The sequence below is a fragment of the Sporosarcina sp. Y1004 genome, assembly GCF_057669665.1.
On record NZ_JBYHFQ010000037.1, the window covers coordinates 15,994 to 34,318 of the forward strand.

General features: G+C 38.4%; 14 protein-coding genes and 1 pseudogene. 13 read left to right on the forward strand and 2 right to left on the reverse strand.

What is annotated here, in order from left to right; genetic code table 11:
• Nucleotides 1-518 precede the first annotated feature (518 nt).
• The 4 genes from AC25Y6_RS17850 (at nt 519) to AC25Y6_RS17865 (ending at nt 6,439) form a co-directional block, all read left to right on the forward strand.
• Nucleotides 519-1,694 carry an AAA family ATPase gene (locus AC25Y6_RS17850; protein WP_488143972.1) on the forward strand — a complete coding sequence of 392 codons (1,176 nt, stop codon included), beginning with the start codon at nt 519-521 and terminating at the stop codon, nt 1,692-1,694.
• Nucleotides 1,695-1,709: 15 nt separating this feature from the next.
• Nucleotides 1,710-3,152, forward strand: a complete 1,443-nt coding sequence (locus tag AC25Y6_RS17855; protein ID WP_488143973.1) for a vWA domain-containing protein — start codon at nt 1,710-1,712, stop codon at nt 3,150-3,152.
• A 410-nt stretch (nt 3,153-3,562) separates the two neighbouring features.
• Nucleotides 3,563-4,756, forward strand: coding sequence for a chromate transporter (locus AC25Y6_RS17860; RefSeq protein ID WP_488143974.1), 1,194 nt, complete (start codon nt 3,563-3,565; stop codon nt 4,754-4,756).
• Between the two features lie 237 nt (nt 4,757-4,993).
• Nucleotides 4,994-6,439 (forward strand): GMC oxidoreductase, encoded by a 1,446-nt coding sequence (locus tag AC25Y6_RS17865; RefSeq protein ID WP_488143975.1) that lies wholly within the window; start codon nt 4,994-4,996, stop codon nt 6,437-6,439.
• Nucleotides 6,440-6,537: 98 nt separating this feature from the next.
• Here AC25Y6_RS17865 and AC25Y6_RS17870 read toward each other — a convergent pair whose 3' ends face one another.
• Nucleotides 6,538-7,482, reverse strand: a complete 945-nt coding sequence (locus tag AC25Y6_RS17870) for a 3-hydroxyacyl-CoA dehydrogenase family protein (RefSeq protein ID WP_488143976.1) — start codon at nt 7,480-7,482, stop codon at nt 6,538-6,540.
• Nucleotides 7,483-7,929: 447 nt separating this feature from the next.
• Nucleotides 7,930-8,265, reverse strand: a complete 336-nt coding sequence (locus AC25Y6_RS17875; protein ID WP_488143977.1) for a 2Fe-2S iron-sulfur cluster-binding protein — start codon at nt 8,263-8,265, stop codon at nt 7,930-7,932.
• A gap of 475 nt (nt 8,266-8,740) precedes the next feature.
• Between AC25Y6_RS17875 and AC25Y6_RS17880 the strand changes: the two genes are divergently transcribed.
• The 9 genes and pseudogenes from AC25Y6_RS17880 (at nt 8,741) to AC25Y6_RS17920 (ending at nt 17,806) form a co-directional block, all read left to right on the forward strand.
• Nucleotides 8,741-9,496 carry a GTP cyclohydrolase II gene (locus tag AC25Y6_RS17880; protein WP_482100898.1) on the forward strand — a complete coding sequence of 252 codons (756 nt, stop codon included), beginning with the start codon at nt 8,741-8,743 and terminating at the stop codon, nt 9,494-9,496.
• Nucleotides 9,489-10,601, forward strand: coding sequence for a bifunctional diaminohydroxyphosphoribosylaminopyrimidine deaminase/5-amino-6-(5-phosphoribosylamino)uracil reductase RibD (gene ribD, locus AC25Y6_RS17885; RefSeq protein WP_488143978.1), 1,113 nt, complete (start codon nt 9,489-9,491; stop codon nt 10,599-10,601). The genes AC25Y6_RS17880 and ribD overlap by 8 nt, the downstream gene beginning before the upstream one ends.
• 1 nt (nt 10,602) lies before the next feature.
• Complete coding sequence (locus AC25Y6_RS17890; protein ID WP_488143979.1) at nt 10,603-11,169, forward strand: 5' nucleotidase, NT5C type; 567 nt, start codon at nt 10,603-10,605, stop codon at nt 11,167-11,169.
• A gap of 671 nt (nt 11,170-11,840) precedes the next feature.
• Entirely contained in the window at nt 11,841-12,281 is a 441-nt protein-coding gene (locus AC25Y6_RS17895) for an SRPBCC family protein (RefSeq protein WP_488143980.1), read from the forward strand.
• Nucleotides 12,282-12,660: 379 nt separating this feature from the next.
• A complete protein-coding gene (locus AC25Y6_RS17900) occupies nt 12,661-14,016 on the forward strand; it encodes a sigma-54 interaction domain-containing protein (protein ID WP_488143981.1) in 1,356 nt (451 codons plus the stop codon).
• Between the two features lie 230 nt (nt 14,017-14,246).
• A complete protein-coding gene (locus AC25Y6_RS17905; protein WP_482100894.1) occupies nt 14,247-14,939 on the forward strand; it encodes a CoA transferase subunit A in 693 nt (230 codons plus the stop codon).
• A gap of 19 nt (nt 14,940-14,958) precedes the next feature.
• Entirely contained in the window at nt 14,959-15,624 is a 666-nt protein-coding gene (locus tag AC25Y6_RS17910) for a 3-oxoacid CoA-transferase subunit B (protein ID WP_482100893.1), read from the forward strand.
• A 37-nt stretch (nt 15,625-15,661) separates the two neighbouring features.
• Nucleotides 15,662-16,990: pseudogene (locus AC25Y6_RS17915) on the forward strand (GntP family permease).
• A gap of 48 nt (nt 16,991-17,038) precedes the next feature.
• On the forward strand, nt 17,039-17,806 hold the full coding sequence (locus AC25Y6_RS17920; RefSeq protein WP_482100891.1) for a 3-hydroxybutyrate dehydrogenase: 768 nt from the start codon (nt 17,039-17,041) through the stop codon (nt 17,804-17,806).
• Nucleotides 17,807-18,325: the final 519 nt, after the last annotated feature.

Here is an 18,325-nt window from a genome sequence, read left to right on the forward strand (position 1 = left end):
ATCAGGTGCCTCAAATGATAACCTATAGTTAGAAAAAGGGTGACGATTAGGCACCGTGAAAAATTGATACACTATCCGGACTTAGGGTGCCGGAAGTTCGCTAGCAACTTAAAACCTAATCATTATATTCAAGAAAAGGGAGGAAGTATTTATACTTTCCTCTCTTTTTTGATTGAAAATGATTAATTGACATGGTTAATGATACATTCCTTCCATATTTAGCGGGATAATTTATTGGAGAAAGCGGAAACTGGGGAAGTCTTATTTACTTATTTATCCCAAATTGTTGAACGAGCTGTTCAACAGTGGTATGACTTTACCTAAAAGAATATTTGATGCAAAGACATCTATGATAAAAATAGGTTACTCGGATGATTAAAATGATTGTGTATCCATCAAACTGTAATGTAAAGAAGGAATCTTTCAGAGAGAAATGGGACAAGTGTTATTAAAGCGTAACATTGTGCGTTAGAAGCCGAATTCATTTTTTTACATTCCAAAGTTAGGAGTTATATAAAATGACAATAACTAATTTGAAAAAGTTAGAGGAAATCAGACAGGCACTCAATTCAAAGTTTTTCGAACGAGAGAAAGAAGTTGAGGGGATTCTTGTCGCTCTGCTCTCTAGACAGCATATGCTTATGATTGGACCTGCCGGGACTGCGAAATCCGCATTGTCGTTTGAGTTAGCAAAAATCGTTAAAGGAACAGAATACTTCCAGTGGTTGCTGACGAGATTCAGTACACCGGAAGAATTGTTTGGTCCTTTGTCGTTAAAAGACCTTGAGCAAGGCGTTTACAAGAGGAATACAACAACTAAAATGCCAGAAGCCAATTTAGTTTTTCTTGACGAAATATTCAAAGCAAACTCGGCAATCTTGAATAGTTTGCTGACGCTTATCAACGAACGCCTCTTCTATAATAATGGAACGCCAGTAAAGGTTCCTTTAATGTCAGTTATTGGAGCTTCAAATGAATATCCTGAAGAGGGAGAGGGGCTGGAAGCTCTTTTCGACAGGTTTCTACTTCGATTCGAGCTAGATTACATTGCCAATGAAACGAATTTTGTTTCTATGATGAAGGGGAACGGTCAAAATCAGGTCATGCCCTCCTTGACGATGGAAGAATTGATTCAACTTCAGTTTCTTACGGATATGGTTACGATACCGGATGAAGTGTATGAAACACTTTCGGAAATTCGAAATAATTTGCGTGACGAGGGGATACGCCCTTCTGACAGGCGGTTTAAGCAATCGCTATCGGTTCTTCAAGCGAAGGCGTTGATAAACCAAAGGCAAATAGTAAGGATAGATGATATTGTGATTCTTGAAAATGCCCTTTGGGAAACGGTGGATCAAAAAGATACCGTGTCTACCATTATTCGCAACCATTCACAAGATATAGTTACTCAGGCCCTCCATTCCATACAAAATGAAGCAAATGAAGTATTCTACGCCATACTGCAGGATCATTCAGCGGAAGCTGGAATGGAAGCAACTCAAAAAATGAAAGCTTTAGTGGCTGATTTGAAGAACCTACAAAGTCACAATCAAAGTCGGAAAGCTGATATCGACCTCTTACTTGATAAAGTGACCTCGATGGAACATGAAATCCTAGATAGTGTTTTAGAGCCGTGGTATTTCGATCCTCAAAATGATAAGAGAGGGTCTACTGGCACCTTTTTTAATATGTGATAAGGAGTGTTCTCTGTGAAGGGGCGTAAAAGTCACAATGATAATCGTTCAGTCTTGAATACAGACGCATTCGATAAAAGACGCTTCAAAGAAATTTTTGACTTGTCTCTGGGTCTTCAAAAGGTAAGAAATGAAGGTGCGTTGCCAATGTTCGAACCGCTACTTGCTGATATTTGGGCTTCCTTATATAAGATGAAACCTGAAATTTTGGCAGGGGACGTAGATGGTGTTCTCAAGGTGAATAAAACAATCATGGAAAGAATTATGGTGGATGAATCCTTTGTACACTACCGAAGTTTCACCCGATTGGATGATTTGTTGTCAGCTATCGGTACGGTGAAATTCGGAGAGCAGACGAATCAGTGGCTGGCTGTCCAAAAAGAGGAAGATGAGGATTTTCAAAAACTGATGCAGGAAGCTCACGTAATGCAGAGGCAACTTCAAAAACAGAATTGGCAAGCAGATATAAAAAGTGGAAGTCGGGAATCAGAAGAGAGTTTTTCAGAAGTGATGACTAATCTTAATGAAAAACTTCAGCAGATGCTTAAAAAAAACAATCATAGCTTTTCACATGCATTGGCTCAAGCCATGCAAGAAACAAGACAAGTGAAAGACAGTCTGAAATCGTTGCTTGGCGGCTGCAGTGCAGGGAGTGGTGATGCAGAATTAAAAAAGGTTCCTTTGCGCGACCAACTAGCATTAGCTGAAAAAATGACTTCTGATAAAAAGATGAAAGAAATAGCGCAGTGGGCAGGTAGATTCAAACAGATAGCTCGTAAAAAGCAGAAAAGCATACATAGGGAGTCTGTGGGAAGAAGGGGAGTTACGTTAGGTAATGAAATCGAGAAGTTACTCCCGATGGAATTTTGCTTATACATGCATCCAATATCGAAGAACGATTTTCTCCGTCGCTTAGTGGAAGGTGAGACCATGCAATATGAACAGAAAGGGCGTGAGGTATTGGAGAAGGGCCCAATCGTACTTTGTCTAGATCAGTCAGGCAGTATGTACAAACTGGATGCACAATCCAAAGGTTTTATATTAACCCTCATGTCCATTGCGAGAAAGCAGCGAAGGGATTTTTGCTTGATATTATTCTCTACTCGTACAGAAATCCATAAATATGAAAAAGGAAAAATTAAAGGGTCTGATTTGGTTGGTTTGGCTCGAATCTTTTTGGGTGGAGGAACGAATTTTGCACTTCCGCTTGATCTAGCAATGAATGTAATCAACGAAAGTCGGTTTAAACAAGCCGATATCGTTTTTGTTACGGATGGTGAAGACACTTTAAGTGATTCATTTCTACTAGCATTCAACAAAAAGAAAAAAGAAAAGAATTTCAACGTGCTTTCGCTAGTGCTAGGAAGCAGTATAAAAATAGTGGAACAATTTTCAGACAAGGTTGTTCGAGTTGATGATTTTGATGAAGCAGGTAGTTTTACTGCCTTTGAAATATGAACTAGTAGAGTTCATGTATGTCGACATCTACCCGTCTAAACGAAGCAGAATATCTACAAATCGATGTAAATGCAGAAATTTATCAGTACATTGGTAAAGGATTGCAAGGTAAATCGTAGAATGTATTGGACAATCAAGGGTTCCGTCATAATGACGTGATCCTTTTTTTGCGTTTTAAACCGAAAGTCCAGAATTAAATTCATGTTAAGAGATTGTAAATAATCTTGATTATACCTGGAATATACTATTTGGAATGCTATATTTATGGTGTTGGAAACCGCTATCTAGTAACAGCTTGGAGGATAAATTATTACTCAACAACTGATAAAGGAATCTTGTCCTAATAGAAGCTAGAAAGAAAGCATATGACCTCTACATAGAAATAAAAGACTAACAATAAGGAGCTAACGATGAAAAAAACTAACCCAAACAGGGGATTCAAATCACTTTTGGAAATACTCTTAGTTTCAACGCGACTTGGTTTGACCTCTTTCGGTGGACCAACCGCTCATTTAGGGTATTTTCATGAAGAATACGTACGAAGAAGAAAATGGATGGATGAAAAGAGTTATGCGGATTTAGTTGCTTTAGCTCAGTTCTTACCTGGTCCGGCCAGTAGCCAAGTAGGAATCGGGATAGGTGTGATGCGAGCAGGAATACTTGGTGGAATTATATCTTTTATTGGATTTACACTCCCTTCAGTTATAGTACTTATACTTTTTGCTTTACTGCTCACTGGATTTGATGTAGGAAATGCCGGATGGATTCATGGGTTAAAAATTGTGGCAGTAGCGGTAGTTGCACATGCCATTATAGGTATGGCAAAAAAAATGACGCCTGATTTAAAAAGAAAAGCCATTGCTCTATTTGCACTAATCGGTACACTTCTATGGCAAACAGCTTTTACTCAAGTAGGTGTGATTTTACTAGCTGCACTCTTAGGATTCATTTTGTTTAAACAACATGACGAAATTGAAGAAGCTAGTTCGAAATTTCCAATCGCTAAAAGTATTTCGGTGATTTGTCTACTGTTGTTTTTCGCATTGTTATTTCTTTTACCAGTTATCAGAGAAGTAACTGGATCTTTCTGGGTGGCTATGTTCGATAGTTTTTATCGATCGGGTGCTTTAGTTTTCGGTGGCGGTCATGTCGTTTTGCCTTTATTGGAACAAGAACTTGTTCCAACTGGCTGGATTAGCGAAGAAGCATTTTTAGCAGGTTATGGTGCAACACAAGCGGTACCCGGTCCGCTATTTACATTTGCCGCTTATTTAGGAACCGTTATGAAAGGTTGGCAAGGTGGTTTGGTCGCAACGTTTGCAGTATTTTTACCTGCCTTCCTTTTAATTTTAGGCGCATTACCATTTTGGGATAGCTTAAGAAGTAATCCTAAAATTAAAGGCGCAATAATGGGCGTAAATGCTGCAGTTATCGGGATACTAATCTCTGCTTTTTATTTCCCGATATGGACAAGTTCAATCTTAGCACCAATCGATTTTGCTTTAGCTGCAATTTTGTTCAGTATGCTTGCCTTTTGGAAGCTTCCACCTTGGGTCATTGTAGTTACTGGAGCAATCGGAGGTTCATTATTAGCTTTAATATAATATGCGGGTCCATAAACAAAAAAAGCAAAATAAAGTTCCAGTTTCTATATTAAAAAATATTCATAAAGAAAATCGTCTGTTAACTAATTGCTTAGTTAAACGGACGATTTTTTTGCTGATTGATTATGTACATCTCCGATAATGCTCCAAAATAGCAATCGATATAACTTGTCATATAGGACAAACGTCCATGCATATCTTAAAAGGATGTCTATGAAGGGGAGAGTGGTTGTACCCGTGGTGAAGTATAAAAATAATTGGATTCCAACAAAAACACTTGAGGAAATGTCAGGGACAAATTATGATGTCCTCATTGTGGGGAGTGGCCCCGGTGGTGGAGCAACCTTACAAAGGCTTTGTGAACTGTGGAAAAATAAAGGGGCAAAAAAAATTGGGATTCTTGAAATGGGAGATAAGTTATTTCATTCCCATTCTTTAAACATTCCCACGCAAAACGTTAATACTGCCAGAGATGTACTTCTTCCTGATAATTCAACAGTTATAGGTGAGCGTTTGCCTCAATTTCCGGGAGCGAGAATGGTATATGCACTTGGGGGAAGGTCATTATTTTGGAACGCGGCGACTCCTCGGCCAATTCAAGAAGAGCTCAATAAATGGCCGATTAACACTCGGGAATTGAATGCATATTTAGGGATGGCCGAGAAATTAATGCATGTTACAACCGATTATGCTAAAGGTTCATCGATGCAAAATACGCTTTTAAAGAGGCTCCATGCGGGTGGAATACTTGAAGCCAATGATATGCCAGTTGCTTTTGACATGACACCTTCCAGGCAAGGAGAAGTCCATTCAAACCCTTGGTTCAGCTCTATCAATGCATTAGCATCAGCCCTTTTTGATCGACCCTATGATCTCGCTGTAAATGCCTTTGTCTCTCAAGTAATTGTTGAAGATGGTAAAACAAGTGGAGTAGAAGTGTTTTCCCAGGATAAGAAAGCTCATATTATTCGGGCAAAGAATGTTGTCGTATCTGCAAGTACTTTAGAGACTCCACGTTTATTGCTTAATTCTGGAATTCAGGGACCTGCTATTGGTCGATATTTAACAGGGCATGTGTCCATCATCGCGGTTGGAACAATAAGTCGGAGTAAGTTTTCTGATAAACTCGGAAATTTATCTATTTTAAAATTTGAAACAAGCGAGTCCCCATATCAAATTCAAATATTGGGTCCGGATCAATATTTTTCATACCAGCAATTTGAAGACAAAGTGCTGAAGGATACTCTTGGGATTGCATACGCTTCCTTTGGAAGGGTTGAACCTCGGGCTGACAATAGAGTGTACATTGATCCGTCTGCAAAGGATGAATTTGGTGTACCATTACAACAAGTTCAATATTCATTAAGTAATAAGGACCGTCAAGTAGCTGAACAAGTCAAACAAGGAATTATCCGATCTGCTGCTGCGATGGGCGTTACTTTAGATACTTCTACTCTAACTCTTCGTCCGCCTGGAAGTGACATGCACGAGGCTTCCACTTGCAGAATGGGTGAGGATCCAAATACTTCAGCTACAAATCGCCACGGTCAAATACATGGTGTGAAAGGTTTATTTGTAGCTGACAACAGTGTTCTTCCTTCACTGACCGCAGCTGGCCCTGTCCTCCCTAATGTAGCTTTAGCTATAAGGCTAGCGGATCATATTGTTCGTCAATCAAGTTAAATAAGTTTTTAATCTTAAAAAGGGAGTATGTCTACAAGACAGCTCCCTTTAATTTTTGTTTCAAGATATTTGATTCAGTTTAATCACAGATGACGAAATTATTTATTGTTGTTATTTTTAATATTGGCTAGTCTAATGAAGTTTACATCACGTTCATTAATTCTTCTTTGAACTTCATCGTTACCTGAATAAGTGAATAAGCCATTACCTGCTTTAGTTCCGAGGTTCCCACTTTGAACTTTTTCTTCAACAAATAGTGGGACTTTCTCTTCTTTGGATAGAACTGGTGCCAGGTTCTCTACTACGCTCTTCCAAATATCTAGTCCACCAAAATCTGCAGTTTCTAATGGGCCAATGAATGCCCATCTGAATCCAGGCCCAGCTGTGATAGCTAAGTCAATATCTTCCGCGTCCGCAATACCGTTGTCTAAAAGAAAGAATGCTTCACGGACTAAAGCAGCTTGTAGGCGATTGGCAATTAGGCCGGGAATATCTTTTTTCAAGACAATCGGTTTCTTACCGATATTTTTCAAAACTTCTACTGTACGATCAATGATATCTTGTGAAGTTTTTGGACCTTTTACGACTTCTACAAGTGGAACTAAATGTGCTGGATTGAAGAAGTGAGTAATGATTAGACGGTCTGTCTTTTGAACGCCTTCTGATAATTGCTGAATGGAAAACGTAGATGTATTGGATGCAATAATCGTATCGTCTTCTATGACTTCCTCTAACTGCTTAAATAAGTCGAATTTAATAGTTAGATTTTCAGATACTGCTTCAGTGACAAATCGCGTTCCGCTAACCGCCTCTTTTAAATTAGTAGATGTAGATATTCGTTTTAATGTATTTTCTTTCACAGATGCTGTAATCGTATTTTCTTGGATTAACATGTCCAAGTTATCAGAGATTCGTGTCATTGCAGTTTCCAAAAACTCGTCTTTAATATCATACATATATACATTATAGCCTGCTTGTGCGTATAACTGAGCAATTCCATGACCCATTGTACCTGCGCCTAATACAGTGACTTTCTCTGCCATAATAAAAACCTCCCTCAATTAATCATTCATTTCATTACTTCCGGAAGGCTCTTTGTAAAGTCAACAAAGCCGCCTTAATTAAGGTGGAAAATGGCCATTGTAAAAATTCGTGTATCATTGAAGTTAGCAGACTAGCAATGAGAAGAAGTTTTATAATGGCACACCAAAAGAGTATCATACAAAAACGGAAGTTTAAATAGCTCTTGAATACAGAATGGTGTTCGCATTGAGAAATCACTAGAAGCTTGGAGCATACTAATCAAGAATCAGGTCTGGTCACCTGTCGCTGTGGTTAGATATTAAAAACAACAAAATGTTTGGAAAGACAAGCCTATGGTGTCCACTAAAACCCTTTATAACTGGGATTATGATTGGTACTCAGTAGTTCATTGCAAGTAAACGGCTAATCTGCAGACGTAATAGTTTAAATTAAGACTGGAATTCGAATTAGTCGGCTGGCCTTTCACCAATGGTTTTTCCGGTGTTTTCTACTGTCATGATTGGTCGAACAGTAATATCTCCACTTACAAGAATTTGGCAAGATAAACGCAAACAATCATCAAATAATTGATCATCAATTCCTTTATCCGCAAAGGCCTTTTTTTCCTTTTTGGTTATCTCTATGTAATCCCCATCCAAAATCTCTACTCTGCAAGTCGTACATACAGCATTGCCTCCGCACCTATGTAAGATATTGATACCATTATCTTCTAGTGCTAATACTAACTTTCTCCCCATTTCGACTTCAAAAGTTCTATCACCAAAAACAGTTACATCAGGCATTTTATACCTCCTCAATTAAAGAGAATATGATAAATTTAAAATGGTCTATACTATAGTTATTCTCTAACTACACCTTCTTAAGACATGAAATAAAAGATCTTATATCGAAACGAAGAAACAAGTGTTAAAAGAGTTTAGGACTTTGATTACAAGAAGTACTTTTATAACCCAAAAAGCTAAATCCTGATAGAGGTCTTGTATGGTTGACGCTATTCACAGGAGAATGTTATGTTGTATAGAATAAATATCTTTATGTGAATATATTTGTTTATTCATATGAAGGGAAAAAGATATCGATTATATGCCTGCAAAAATGGTAAACAGAGATGACGAAATAATTGAACAAACTATGCGAGATAAAGTAAGTGTTGTACAATAACAGGTATCATATGAATCGAATGGTTAATATAATGAGGTATGTTACTTACAGATTAATTCACACTAAAATCCAAATTTAAATAAAAGGAATGATTTTATGCTACATGCGAAACTGGAATCGAAAGTTATTGATGTCCTAAAAGAAAAAATTCAATTGATTGAAACAGATGAAGGTGCTATCTACTTAGTAGGACCTATTAAACTGCCTGTGAATATTTTTGGAGAAACGGTTGTTTTTCAATGGTATTGCTGGCTTAATCGATGCCAAGTTACGGAAAATTATCAAGAAATCATTGACCAACTGTCGTCTGCCAATTTGGCGGAGTTTCAGCAGTCAAGTGTGCTTGTATACGGGGATTTTGAAGAAGCGGATGATGCGCTGATTAGGATGCATTCAATTTGTCATACGGGAGATATATTTGGTAGTAAAAGATGCGATTGCGGTTATCAGTTGAAGCAGTCAATGAAGAATATTGTGGATCATGGAACAGGTGCATTGTTTTATTTGGCGAACCATGAAGGCCGTGGAATTGGTTTATTCAGCAAAGCGATGGCATATGTACTTCAGGAGAATGGTTACGATACAGTGGAAGCAAACGAAAGCCTTGGATTTGTCGATGATTCTAGAAATTACGAGGATGCAATTCGCGTTCTAAAGAAACTCCGATCAAAACCTGTAAAGCTCATGACGAATAATCCAAAGAAAATGGAAGCACTGCAAAATGCCGGTCTTCCTATATCTGGACGAGAACCATTATGGGGCGATAAATCAGAGTTCAATGAGAAGTATTTGCAGACAAAGATTCGACGTTCTGGGCATATGGAGGAAGAAGGGACATCTACACATGACTAACCATGAAATATACATGAATTTGGCCCTGGAGAATGCACGTGCGATGAAAGGGCAAACTGATCCGAATCCACTTGTCGGTTCGGTCATTATCAATGAAAATCGAATAGTTGGTATCGGTACACATTTGAAGGCTGGTGAACCGCATGCTGAAATCCATGCTATCCGTATGGCTGGCGATAAGGCAAAAGGTGGAACGATATATGTCACCCTTGAGCCATGCTCGCATTACGGGCGGACAGGCCCTTGTGCAATAGCGATCGTTGAAGCGGGAATTAAGAAAGTAGTCATTGCCACACTAGATCCGAATCCAGTTGTTGCCGGCAACGGTGTAAAGATTTTGGAAGAAGCAGGAATTGAAGTGGTTGTGGGTGTATTGGAAGAGAAGTCTCGAAAGATGAATGAAGTATTTAACAAATTCATCGTCGAACAAAAGCCATTCATAACGATGAAAGCTGGAAGCACACTAGATGGAAAAATTGCTACGCATACAGCCGATAGCAAGTGGATTACATCACCTGAAGCGAGAAACGATGTACATGTATTGCGAAATGAAAATATGGCAATTTTAGTTGGTGTAAATACCGTAATCGAGGATGATCCCGAATTGACGACGAGGATTCCGAATGGAAGGAATCCGATTCGAATCATTTTAGACTCCTCGCTGCGAATTCCATTAGATTCAAAGGTTATAACAGATGGGCAGGCGGAAACTTGGATTTTCACTGCAAATAAGTATAATCAAGATGCTAAGAAAAGTCTGGAAGAACAAGGAGTTTCGATTTATCCCACTTCAGGAATCAAGCAGGTAGACCCGAATGATGTCGTTCGGATTCTTGGTGAAAAGCTTGTTTCTTCTGTACTAATCGAGGGGGGAGGTTCAATTCATGCTGCTTTCCTGGAAAACCAGCTCGTCGACAAAGTGGAGATATATATCGCACCCAAACTAGTTGGAGGTGCCAATGCACCTACATTCCTTGAAGGAACAGGAATTGAACTAATGCGTGATGCTGTCGATTTGGAAAATCTTCACATTACTCAAATTGGTAAAGACTTCAAGTTCACTGGCTATCCGAAATATACTAATAGACAAACTGAGGGAGTTTAATATGAAATTCGGTTTTGATATTGATGATACATTGATCAATCTTAGAGAACATGCTTTTCAAATATACAATAAAAAGTTAAATCGGAATGTGAATGTAGATCTCTTTCATGCACTGGAAAAGGTTGAAATTCACGAGCTTTTTGACATGACAGCTGAACAAGGCGGCGAGATGTGGAGCAGTTCGCTAGATGAAATCTATTATACATCGTGCCCGCCGTATCCTGATGCAGTGGAAACATTGCAAAGGCTGGCTAGAGAAGGACATGACATCTATTATATAACGGCGAGGCCGAAAGAACATGGCGAGCGTACAATGGAATGGATGATTGAAAATAAGTTTCCGGTTCAAAAAGATAGATTTTATTATGGAATGAATGATGTAGACAAGGTTCATATAATTAAAGATTTAGAACTTGACTATTATTTCGATGACAAGCCTGCAGTTCTAGAGACATTGAGCGATCGGCCTCTAAACGTATTCGCTAAGAGCCAACCCTACAATACGCATTTAGATATTCAGCGAATCGTGAACTGGTCTGAACTATTCGATTTACTAATTGAAGAATAAAAGCAGGTGCACGACACTATTGGTACAGCACACTACAATCCCATAGGATAATGCAAAAGCTCAGCCGTATTCACAAAAGGTTGAGCTTGTTTGTATTTCTGATGAAGTTGCTATCAGGCTAATGCGCCCTCGCTAGATAATTCATATAAGAACGCGCATTTCATTATGGGGATTAAATCTGCAACTTGTAGAGCACCTTCTCGAATCAAATTAGGATCGAATTTAATCACATCATAAACACTCGCATAGCACTTATCCAAGCTTAAGGAATGTTTGGAAAAATCTCTACATTTTACGAAGCGAGCCATTTCTCGAAATTAATAAGGGAAGGCTCGCTGATTCTATTGTATACTAGGAGAATAGTGTTATATTATCGAAATTTAGTAACTTCCATACTTCCCTAAAATATAGTAGACCAATAGAAAAACTCCTTTATACTGTTTATAAAGAAGTTTGACTGAAATTTCAGTAAAACGGCAAGAGGGACCTATATTGAAAAGGCTAAAGTTAAGTGTTTAACGTGATTGAAGAAATAGGGCAGCATAAGGGATTTTCAGAAGAAGCCTATAAATAAAGGGGTTTTTGAGGAGTTGGAAAAGTATACTATTTCTATATTTGATTATAATACATATAGAAGAATCATTAAATTTTCGAAAGTGAGATGATGTAGTGTGGATACTCAACTAATTACGAAATTAAAAATACTTAAACCTGCTAAAGATGTATTTGAAGCCATAGTAGATCCTGAAAAAATGTCTAATTATTGGTTTTCATCGGGAAGTGGAAGAGTAGAGCAAGGCAAGACAATTACTTGGAGATATGATGAATACAATGCGGAAGTAGTAATAAATGTATTGGAAATCAAAGGGGATAAGGAAATTGTTTTTTCGTGGGGCGAATATGGTCAAGATACGGTCGTTACAATTATATTAAAAGAGCTGGATGATAAGAGTACTATTATTGAAGTAAATGAATCAGGTTTAAAAGAGGATGACCCAGAAATAGTAAATAAAATGATTGGCCAAAAAGAAGGTTGGGTCTACATGCTAACTTGTTTAAAGGGGTATTTGGAAAATGACATTACTAATTTGAGAGCTTCATTAGTCCAATAAGTATTTAACGGCACAATATATTTTACCAATAAGTAAAAATACACACGTTGCGTTCAACTACCAAATTTTTATCGTGAGTTACTATATAGCTCCAGTTTAATGAGGGATTTCGAAGTACTCGTTTGTGATCTTTTAGAGAGTAACTTATTGGAATAAAGAGTAAAAAAGTAAATTTTTAAATGTAGTAATATAAATTAATTTAAACCTCGTCTTGCTATCAGGACGGGGTTATGACTGTTTTAAGTATAAAGATGGTCGCTCTAAAGCATGAATTCGGTTGTAGAGTAACTACAAAGAGTGTAGATTGAATGCTAATTGAAACAAAGTAATGATTTAAGCTTGTGAGATTAATTGTTAAGTAACAAGGGAGGGGAATACCATGAAAGCATTGTCTGAACATTTACCTGAATCCGTTCTTACGCAAATACTAGAAACTGCATTTCAATGGTTTGTTGTAGTTGATAAAGACTCTAGGATTATGTATATCAACGAAGATTATTGTGAATTCTTAGAGGTTGAGCGAGAAGATGCAATCGGTAAACCTGTAGACGAAGTAATTGAAAATACTCAAATGCATGAAGTTATCAAAACAGGCATAGAGCATATCGCTTCGCCTCACTTCATTAAAGGAACCTATATGTTAGCAAACAGAGTGCCATTGACTGTGGACGGTGAAATTGTAGGAGCTTTCGGAAGTGTGATTTTTAGAGACCTAAATGAATGGCATAATCTAAGTTCTCATGTAAAAAGTACAATTGAAAAAATTCATTTCGGAGCTATTGCTACTTCCGGTTCAGCTTATCGGTTAAATGAAATTCAAGGATCTTCTCAAGTAATCAGATCCATTAAGGAAACTATTCAAATGATCGCTCCTAGTAATCTTCCTATACTTATCCAAGGCGAAAGTGGAACGGGAAAGGAGTCTTTTGCACATAGTATCCATCAGCTTTCTGATCGGTCAGAAAAGCCATTAATAAAGATAAGTTGCGCGGCAATCCCCCCCGAGTTATTGGAAGTAGAACTATTCGGTAACTCTGATTTAAATGCTGAACAATCCACTCAACTTGAAAAGGGTGGGCGATTCCATTTAGCAGATGGGGGAACTTTGTTTTTGGATGATATAGGAGACATGTCACTTCCGGTGCAGGCAAAATTATTAAGTGTTTTAAATGATGGCGAAATAGAATCACATGAATTACATAAAACGAGGAAAGTAAATGTTAGGATAATTGCAGCTACAAATAAGCCTTTGAAAGCTTTGATTGAGTCTGGAAAGTTTCGGGAAGATCTTTATTACCGAATACAGGCGATTACACTTGAAGTTCCCCCGTTACGTGAAAGAATGGAGGATTTTCTTGAAATTACAAATTACTTATTCCATGAAGCTCTACTTAAAGCAGGAAAAAGAAATCTATTGATTGCCACGAAAACAATGGATTATTTGCAAGCCTACCATTGGCCTGGAAATGTTCGTGAACTGCAAAATGTTATTCAAGCAGCAGTCTATTTGACGAATGGAGAGACGATTGAACCAAATGCATTGCCACAACAAGTAAAAATGGAAAGAATTTTCAATACAAATAATTTTGAGACATTAGCTGAATTAATAGAGAAAGTAGAGAGGGATATTTTATTTGAAACATTGCAACATCATCCAAATAAACGAGATGCAGCCAACGTTTTGGGATTAAGTAAAAGTACATTCTATGAAAAAGTTAAAAAATATAACTTATGACCTATATTCCGGTTAATCGGAATGTTGTCCGGATTTACGGACTTCGAAAAGAGCGAAGTGTATGTAGTGTACTGAATTATCTGAACGCATTCCGAATTTCTGGAATGCGTTTTTTGAATTGGTTAGAATGCCCGTAATATAAGGGTTTGCAAGCATATTTATTTTCTGTTTAAATGAATGAAAGCGTTTTAATCTTCACCATTCATACAAATTTGTGAGGAGGAAATTACATGAAACAAATTTATGCTTCTGCAGAAGAAGCTGTTCAGCAAATTCAAGATGGAGCAACGGTCATGGTGGGGGGGTTTGGTCTAGTTGGTATTCCAGAGAAATTAATTCTTGCTCTTGCTAAGAGTGGAGTTAAAGATTTGACGGTTATTTCGAATAACTGTGGAGTGGACGATTGGGGACTAGGGATTCTCTTGAAAAATAAACAAATTAAGAAAATGATAGGATCATACGTTGGTGAAAATAAGGAATTTGAACGCCAAGTTCTATCAGGGGAAATTGAGGTTGAATTGACGCCTCAAGGAACGCTAGCAGAAAAAATACGTGCAGGTGGAGCTGGGATTCCGGCGTTTTTCACACCTGCTGGCGTAGGTACTTCGGTTGCGGAGGGCAAAGAAATTCGTTTATATGACGGCAAAGAGTATGTATTAGAAGAAGCATTAAAAGCAGACTTCGCGTTGATTCGCGCTGCTAAAGCAGATACATTTGGAAACTTAATTTATAACAAGACTGCTCAAAACTTTAATCCGATGATGGCTGCTGCCGGAAATTTCACAATTGCAGAAGTAGAAGAAATTGTAGAAAGCGGTGATTTAGATCCGGATATGATTCATACACCTAGTATTTACGTGAAAGGATTACTTCAAGCAAACCAAGAAAAACGGATTGAACGTTTAACGATACGTTCTTACTAATGAAAGGGGACTGAAGTTCATGAGTCAAATCAATATGAGAGAGCGAATTGCAATGCGTGCTGAAAAAGAATTAAAAGACGGCGATTATGTGAACCTCGGTATAGGTATGCCAACACTTGTTGCGAACTTTATTTCAGAGAATAAAACTGTCGTCCTTCAATCTGAAAATGGACTTTTGGGGATTGGTCCATACCCCACGGAAGATCAAGTCGATGCAGATTTAATAAATGCTGGGAAAGAAACCGTAACAAGTATTCCGGGGGCGGCATTTTTTACAAGTGCTGAATCGTTTGCGATGATTCGCGGTGGTCACGTTGATGTTGCTATTTTAGGAGCCATGGAAGTATCTGAAAAAGGTGATCTCGCTAACTGGATGATTCCTGGAAAGATGATTAAAGGGATGGGCGGTGCCATGGATCTTGTACATGGCGCAAAAAAAATCATTGTGATTATGGATCATACTGCGAAAGACGGCACGGCAAAGATTAAAAAGATGTGTGAACTACCTCTTACAGGAAAAGGAGTAGTAAATCTAATCATTACCGAGCGTGCACTAATTGAAGTGACTTCAGGTGGATTGGAACTAAAAGAAGTTTTTGAAGGGTTCACTGTCCAAGACGTCATTGACACTACAGAAGTTAACCTAATTATGAAAAATGTAAAAGTAGACGTTCAAATAAATTAAAAAATCGTCTTAATACTAATTTTGGGGGGAAATGTTCATGGGAGTATTAGGTATGATTGGTCTTATCGGAGGATTGGGACTACTAATCTTATTAACGATGAAAGGGGTAAACATTTTAATTGCTGGACCCGTTTCAGCATTGTTTGTTGCGTTAATGAGTGGCATGTCGTTATTCCCACAGCTTGCTGGTGAAGGGGAGGCAAACTTCGTCACGAGCTATATGACAGGTTTTACTGGATTTATCATGTCATGGTATTTAATGTTCCTGCTAGGTGCCGTGTTTGGTAAAGTTATGGAAGACAGTGGGGCTGCAGATGCTGTCGCTAAATGGTTTGTAGAAAAGTTAGGTATGAAATTTGCAGTTTTAGCAATCGTAGCTGCGTGTGCAATCCTAACATACGGTGGTGTAAGTTTGTTCGTAGTTGCTTTCTCGGTATATCCAATGGCTATCTCGTTGTTCAAACAAGCTAATTTACCTAGAAGATTCATCCCGGCAACACTTGCACTAGGATCTGTTACTTTCACAATGACGTCTGCTGGTTCTCCAGAAATTTAAAACTGGATTCCCATTGAATTTTTAGGTACGACTCCTTATGCTGGATGGGAAGTTAGTATAATTGTTGCTGTTTTCATGGCTGTGTTTGGTTATTGGTGGTTAAAACGAATGATTACCAAAGCGGTGAATAAAGGCGAACTATTTGTAGATAGGGAATCTGATCCGACATTCGATACGACTCGCGCATTACCCAATCCGTTCTTGGCAATGATTCCACTACTAATTGTATTGTTAATTTCCTATGTATTCCACAATTCTCTTGAGCAATCTGCACTAATAGTAGCTCTCCTCGGAGGAATAATAGCTACCTTCTTTGTAGGTAGAAAATTTTCAAGCAATTTCGGTGCGGCAGTTTCTGCAGGTACACTCGGGGCAATGGTCGCAATAGGTAATACTGCTGCTGTTGTTGGTTTCGGAGGAGTGGCAAGGAATGTGCCTGCTTTCCAAAACGCTGTAGATGCAATGACCAATATTCCAGGATCGCCTTTAATTGGCGCGGCAATCGCAGTATCTGTTATTGCGGGGATGACAGGTTCATCATCAGGTGGTCAAGCAATTGCACTGCCGCTACTGGCTCCGCATTATCTGGATATGGGTGTAAATGCAGAAGCATTGCACAGAGTTGTCGCAATTTCATCCGGTGCTCTCGATTCACTTCCGCATAACGGTTACGTTGTAACGACTATCCAGTCAATTGCTGGTGAGACACACAAAGCTGCGTACGGGGCAGTTGGTGCAGTAACTGTAATTGTTCCGGCAATCGGTGTTGTTATAGCCATTATATTATTTTCATTCGGATTTGGGATTTAATAGTTATTAGATGTTTACTAGAGACTATATTAATGAGGGGGAATTAATATGCAGAATGGAAAAGTGCTTTTAATAACCGGTGCCGCACAGGGAATTGGCTTTGAGATTGCGAAGGAGTTTTCAAAAGCTGGTGCCACGGTCGTTCTTACGGATATAAATGAAGATAAAGTTAAAGACGCAGCTTTATCACTTGGAAATGGAGTAGTTGGGTTAAAGTGTGATGTCACGATAGAAGAAGATTTAAAGCTAGCAATTGATCGTACAATCACCCAGTTTGGGCGCATAGATATATTAATCAATAATGCAGGTATGCAACACGTCGCGATGTTAGAGGATTTCCCAACAGAGAAATTTGAACAACTGATTAAGATAATGCTGACCGCGCCGTTTATGGCTATCAAACTAGTATTGCCGCATATGCGAAAACAAAAATTCGGAAGAATCTTCAACATGGCTTCCATCAATGGATTGGTTGGATTTGCAGGGAAAGCTGCTTATAATTCCGCGAAGCATGGTGTTATTGGCTTGACTAAAGTGGCGGCATTGGAAACAGCGGAAGATGGAATTACTGTTAATGCAATTTGTCCAGGATACGCAGATACCCCTTTAGTGCGCAATCAGCTTCAAGACTTAGCGAGTATGAGAAATGTTCCCTTTGAGTCTGTACTTGAAGAAGTGATTTATCCTTTGGTTCCACAAAAACGTCTTCTCGATGTAAAAGAAATTGCAGAACTGGTTTTATTCTTATCAGGTGAAGGCGCGAAAGGAATAACTGGGCAAGCGGTAGTACTAGATGGAGGATATACGGTTCAATGAATAAATGGGATGTAAACTAAAATAAGCGTGTTTGTAACTATTCTATGATTAAAAGGAAGAACGGCTGCTATCTAACTTGATAACATATTCAATATTGACATTTAAGTGGTTTCTATTCATAGTGATACTACAAATTAAACTAGTCAATTTCCGTTAAGGGGAGTAGCTAATACAGTAAAGTCGTCAACACAGGACTGGTTCCTCGGCTTTATTGGCGACAATCGTTGTTTGTGAGACCTTACCATTTATTTGGTGAGGTCTTTTGTTTCTTTAGAGACGCTTTAACCAAGTAATGGTTATGGCGTTTCTTTTTATTTTTATAAGCACTATGAGCCTCCCACAACTGAAGTTACGGGTTTTCTTGGCTTAATCATAAAGTATCAGGCTCAGGATATCCTACAAATAGTGATATTACACTTTTGAACTCTAGCGCTTAGCCCTGGTCATTCTATGAACCTCCCACGACTGAAGTCACGGGTTTCAGGGTTAGTGCTATCGCACATTGACCACTTGAGGCTG

Coding starts and splice junctions, on each gene's coding strand:
- AC25Y6_RS17890 (WP_488143979.1), top strand. CDS start 10,603: ATGAAATTCGGTTTTGATATTGATGATACATTGATCAATCTTAGAGAA.
- AC25Y6_RS17900 (WP_488143981.1), top strand. CDS start 12,661: ATGAAAGCATTGTCTGAACATTTACCTGAATCCGTTCTTACGCAAATA.
- ribD (WP_488143978.1), top strand. CDS start 9,489: ATGACTAACCATGAAATATACATGAATTTGGCCCTGGAGAATGCACGT.
- AC25Y6_RS17880 (WP_482100898.1), top strand. CDS start 8,741: ATGCTACATGCGAAACTGGAATCGAAAGTTATTGATGTCCTAAAAGAA.
- AC25Y6_RS17920 (WP_482100891.1), top strand. CDS start 17,039: ATGCAGAATGGAAAAGTGCTTTTAATAACCGGTGCCGCACAGGGAATT.
- AC25Y6_RS17875 (WP_488143977.1), bottom strand. CDS start 8,265: ATGCCTGATGTAACTGTTTTTGGTGATAGAACTTTTGAAGTCGAAATG.
- AC25Y6_RS17850 (WP_488143972.1), top strand. CDS start 519: ATGACAATAACTAATTTGAAAAAGTTAGAGGAAATCAGACAGGCACTC.
- AC25Y6_RS17910 (WP_482100893.1), top strand. CDS start 14,959: ATGAGTCAAATCAATATGAGAGAGCGAATTGCAATGCGTGCTGAAAAA.
- AC25Y6_RS17905 (WP_482100894.1), top strand. CDS start 14,247: ATGAAACAAATTTATGCTTCTGCAGAAGAAGCTGTTCAGCAAATTCAA.
- AC25Y6_RS17870 (WP_488143976.1), bottom strand. CDS start 7,482: ATGGCAGAGAAAGTCACTGTATTAGGCGCAGGTACAATGGGTCATGGA.
- AC25Y6_RS17860 (WP_488143974.1), top strand. CDS start 3,563: ATGAAAAAAACTAACCCAAACAGGGGATTCAAATCACTTTTGGAAATA.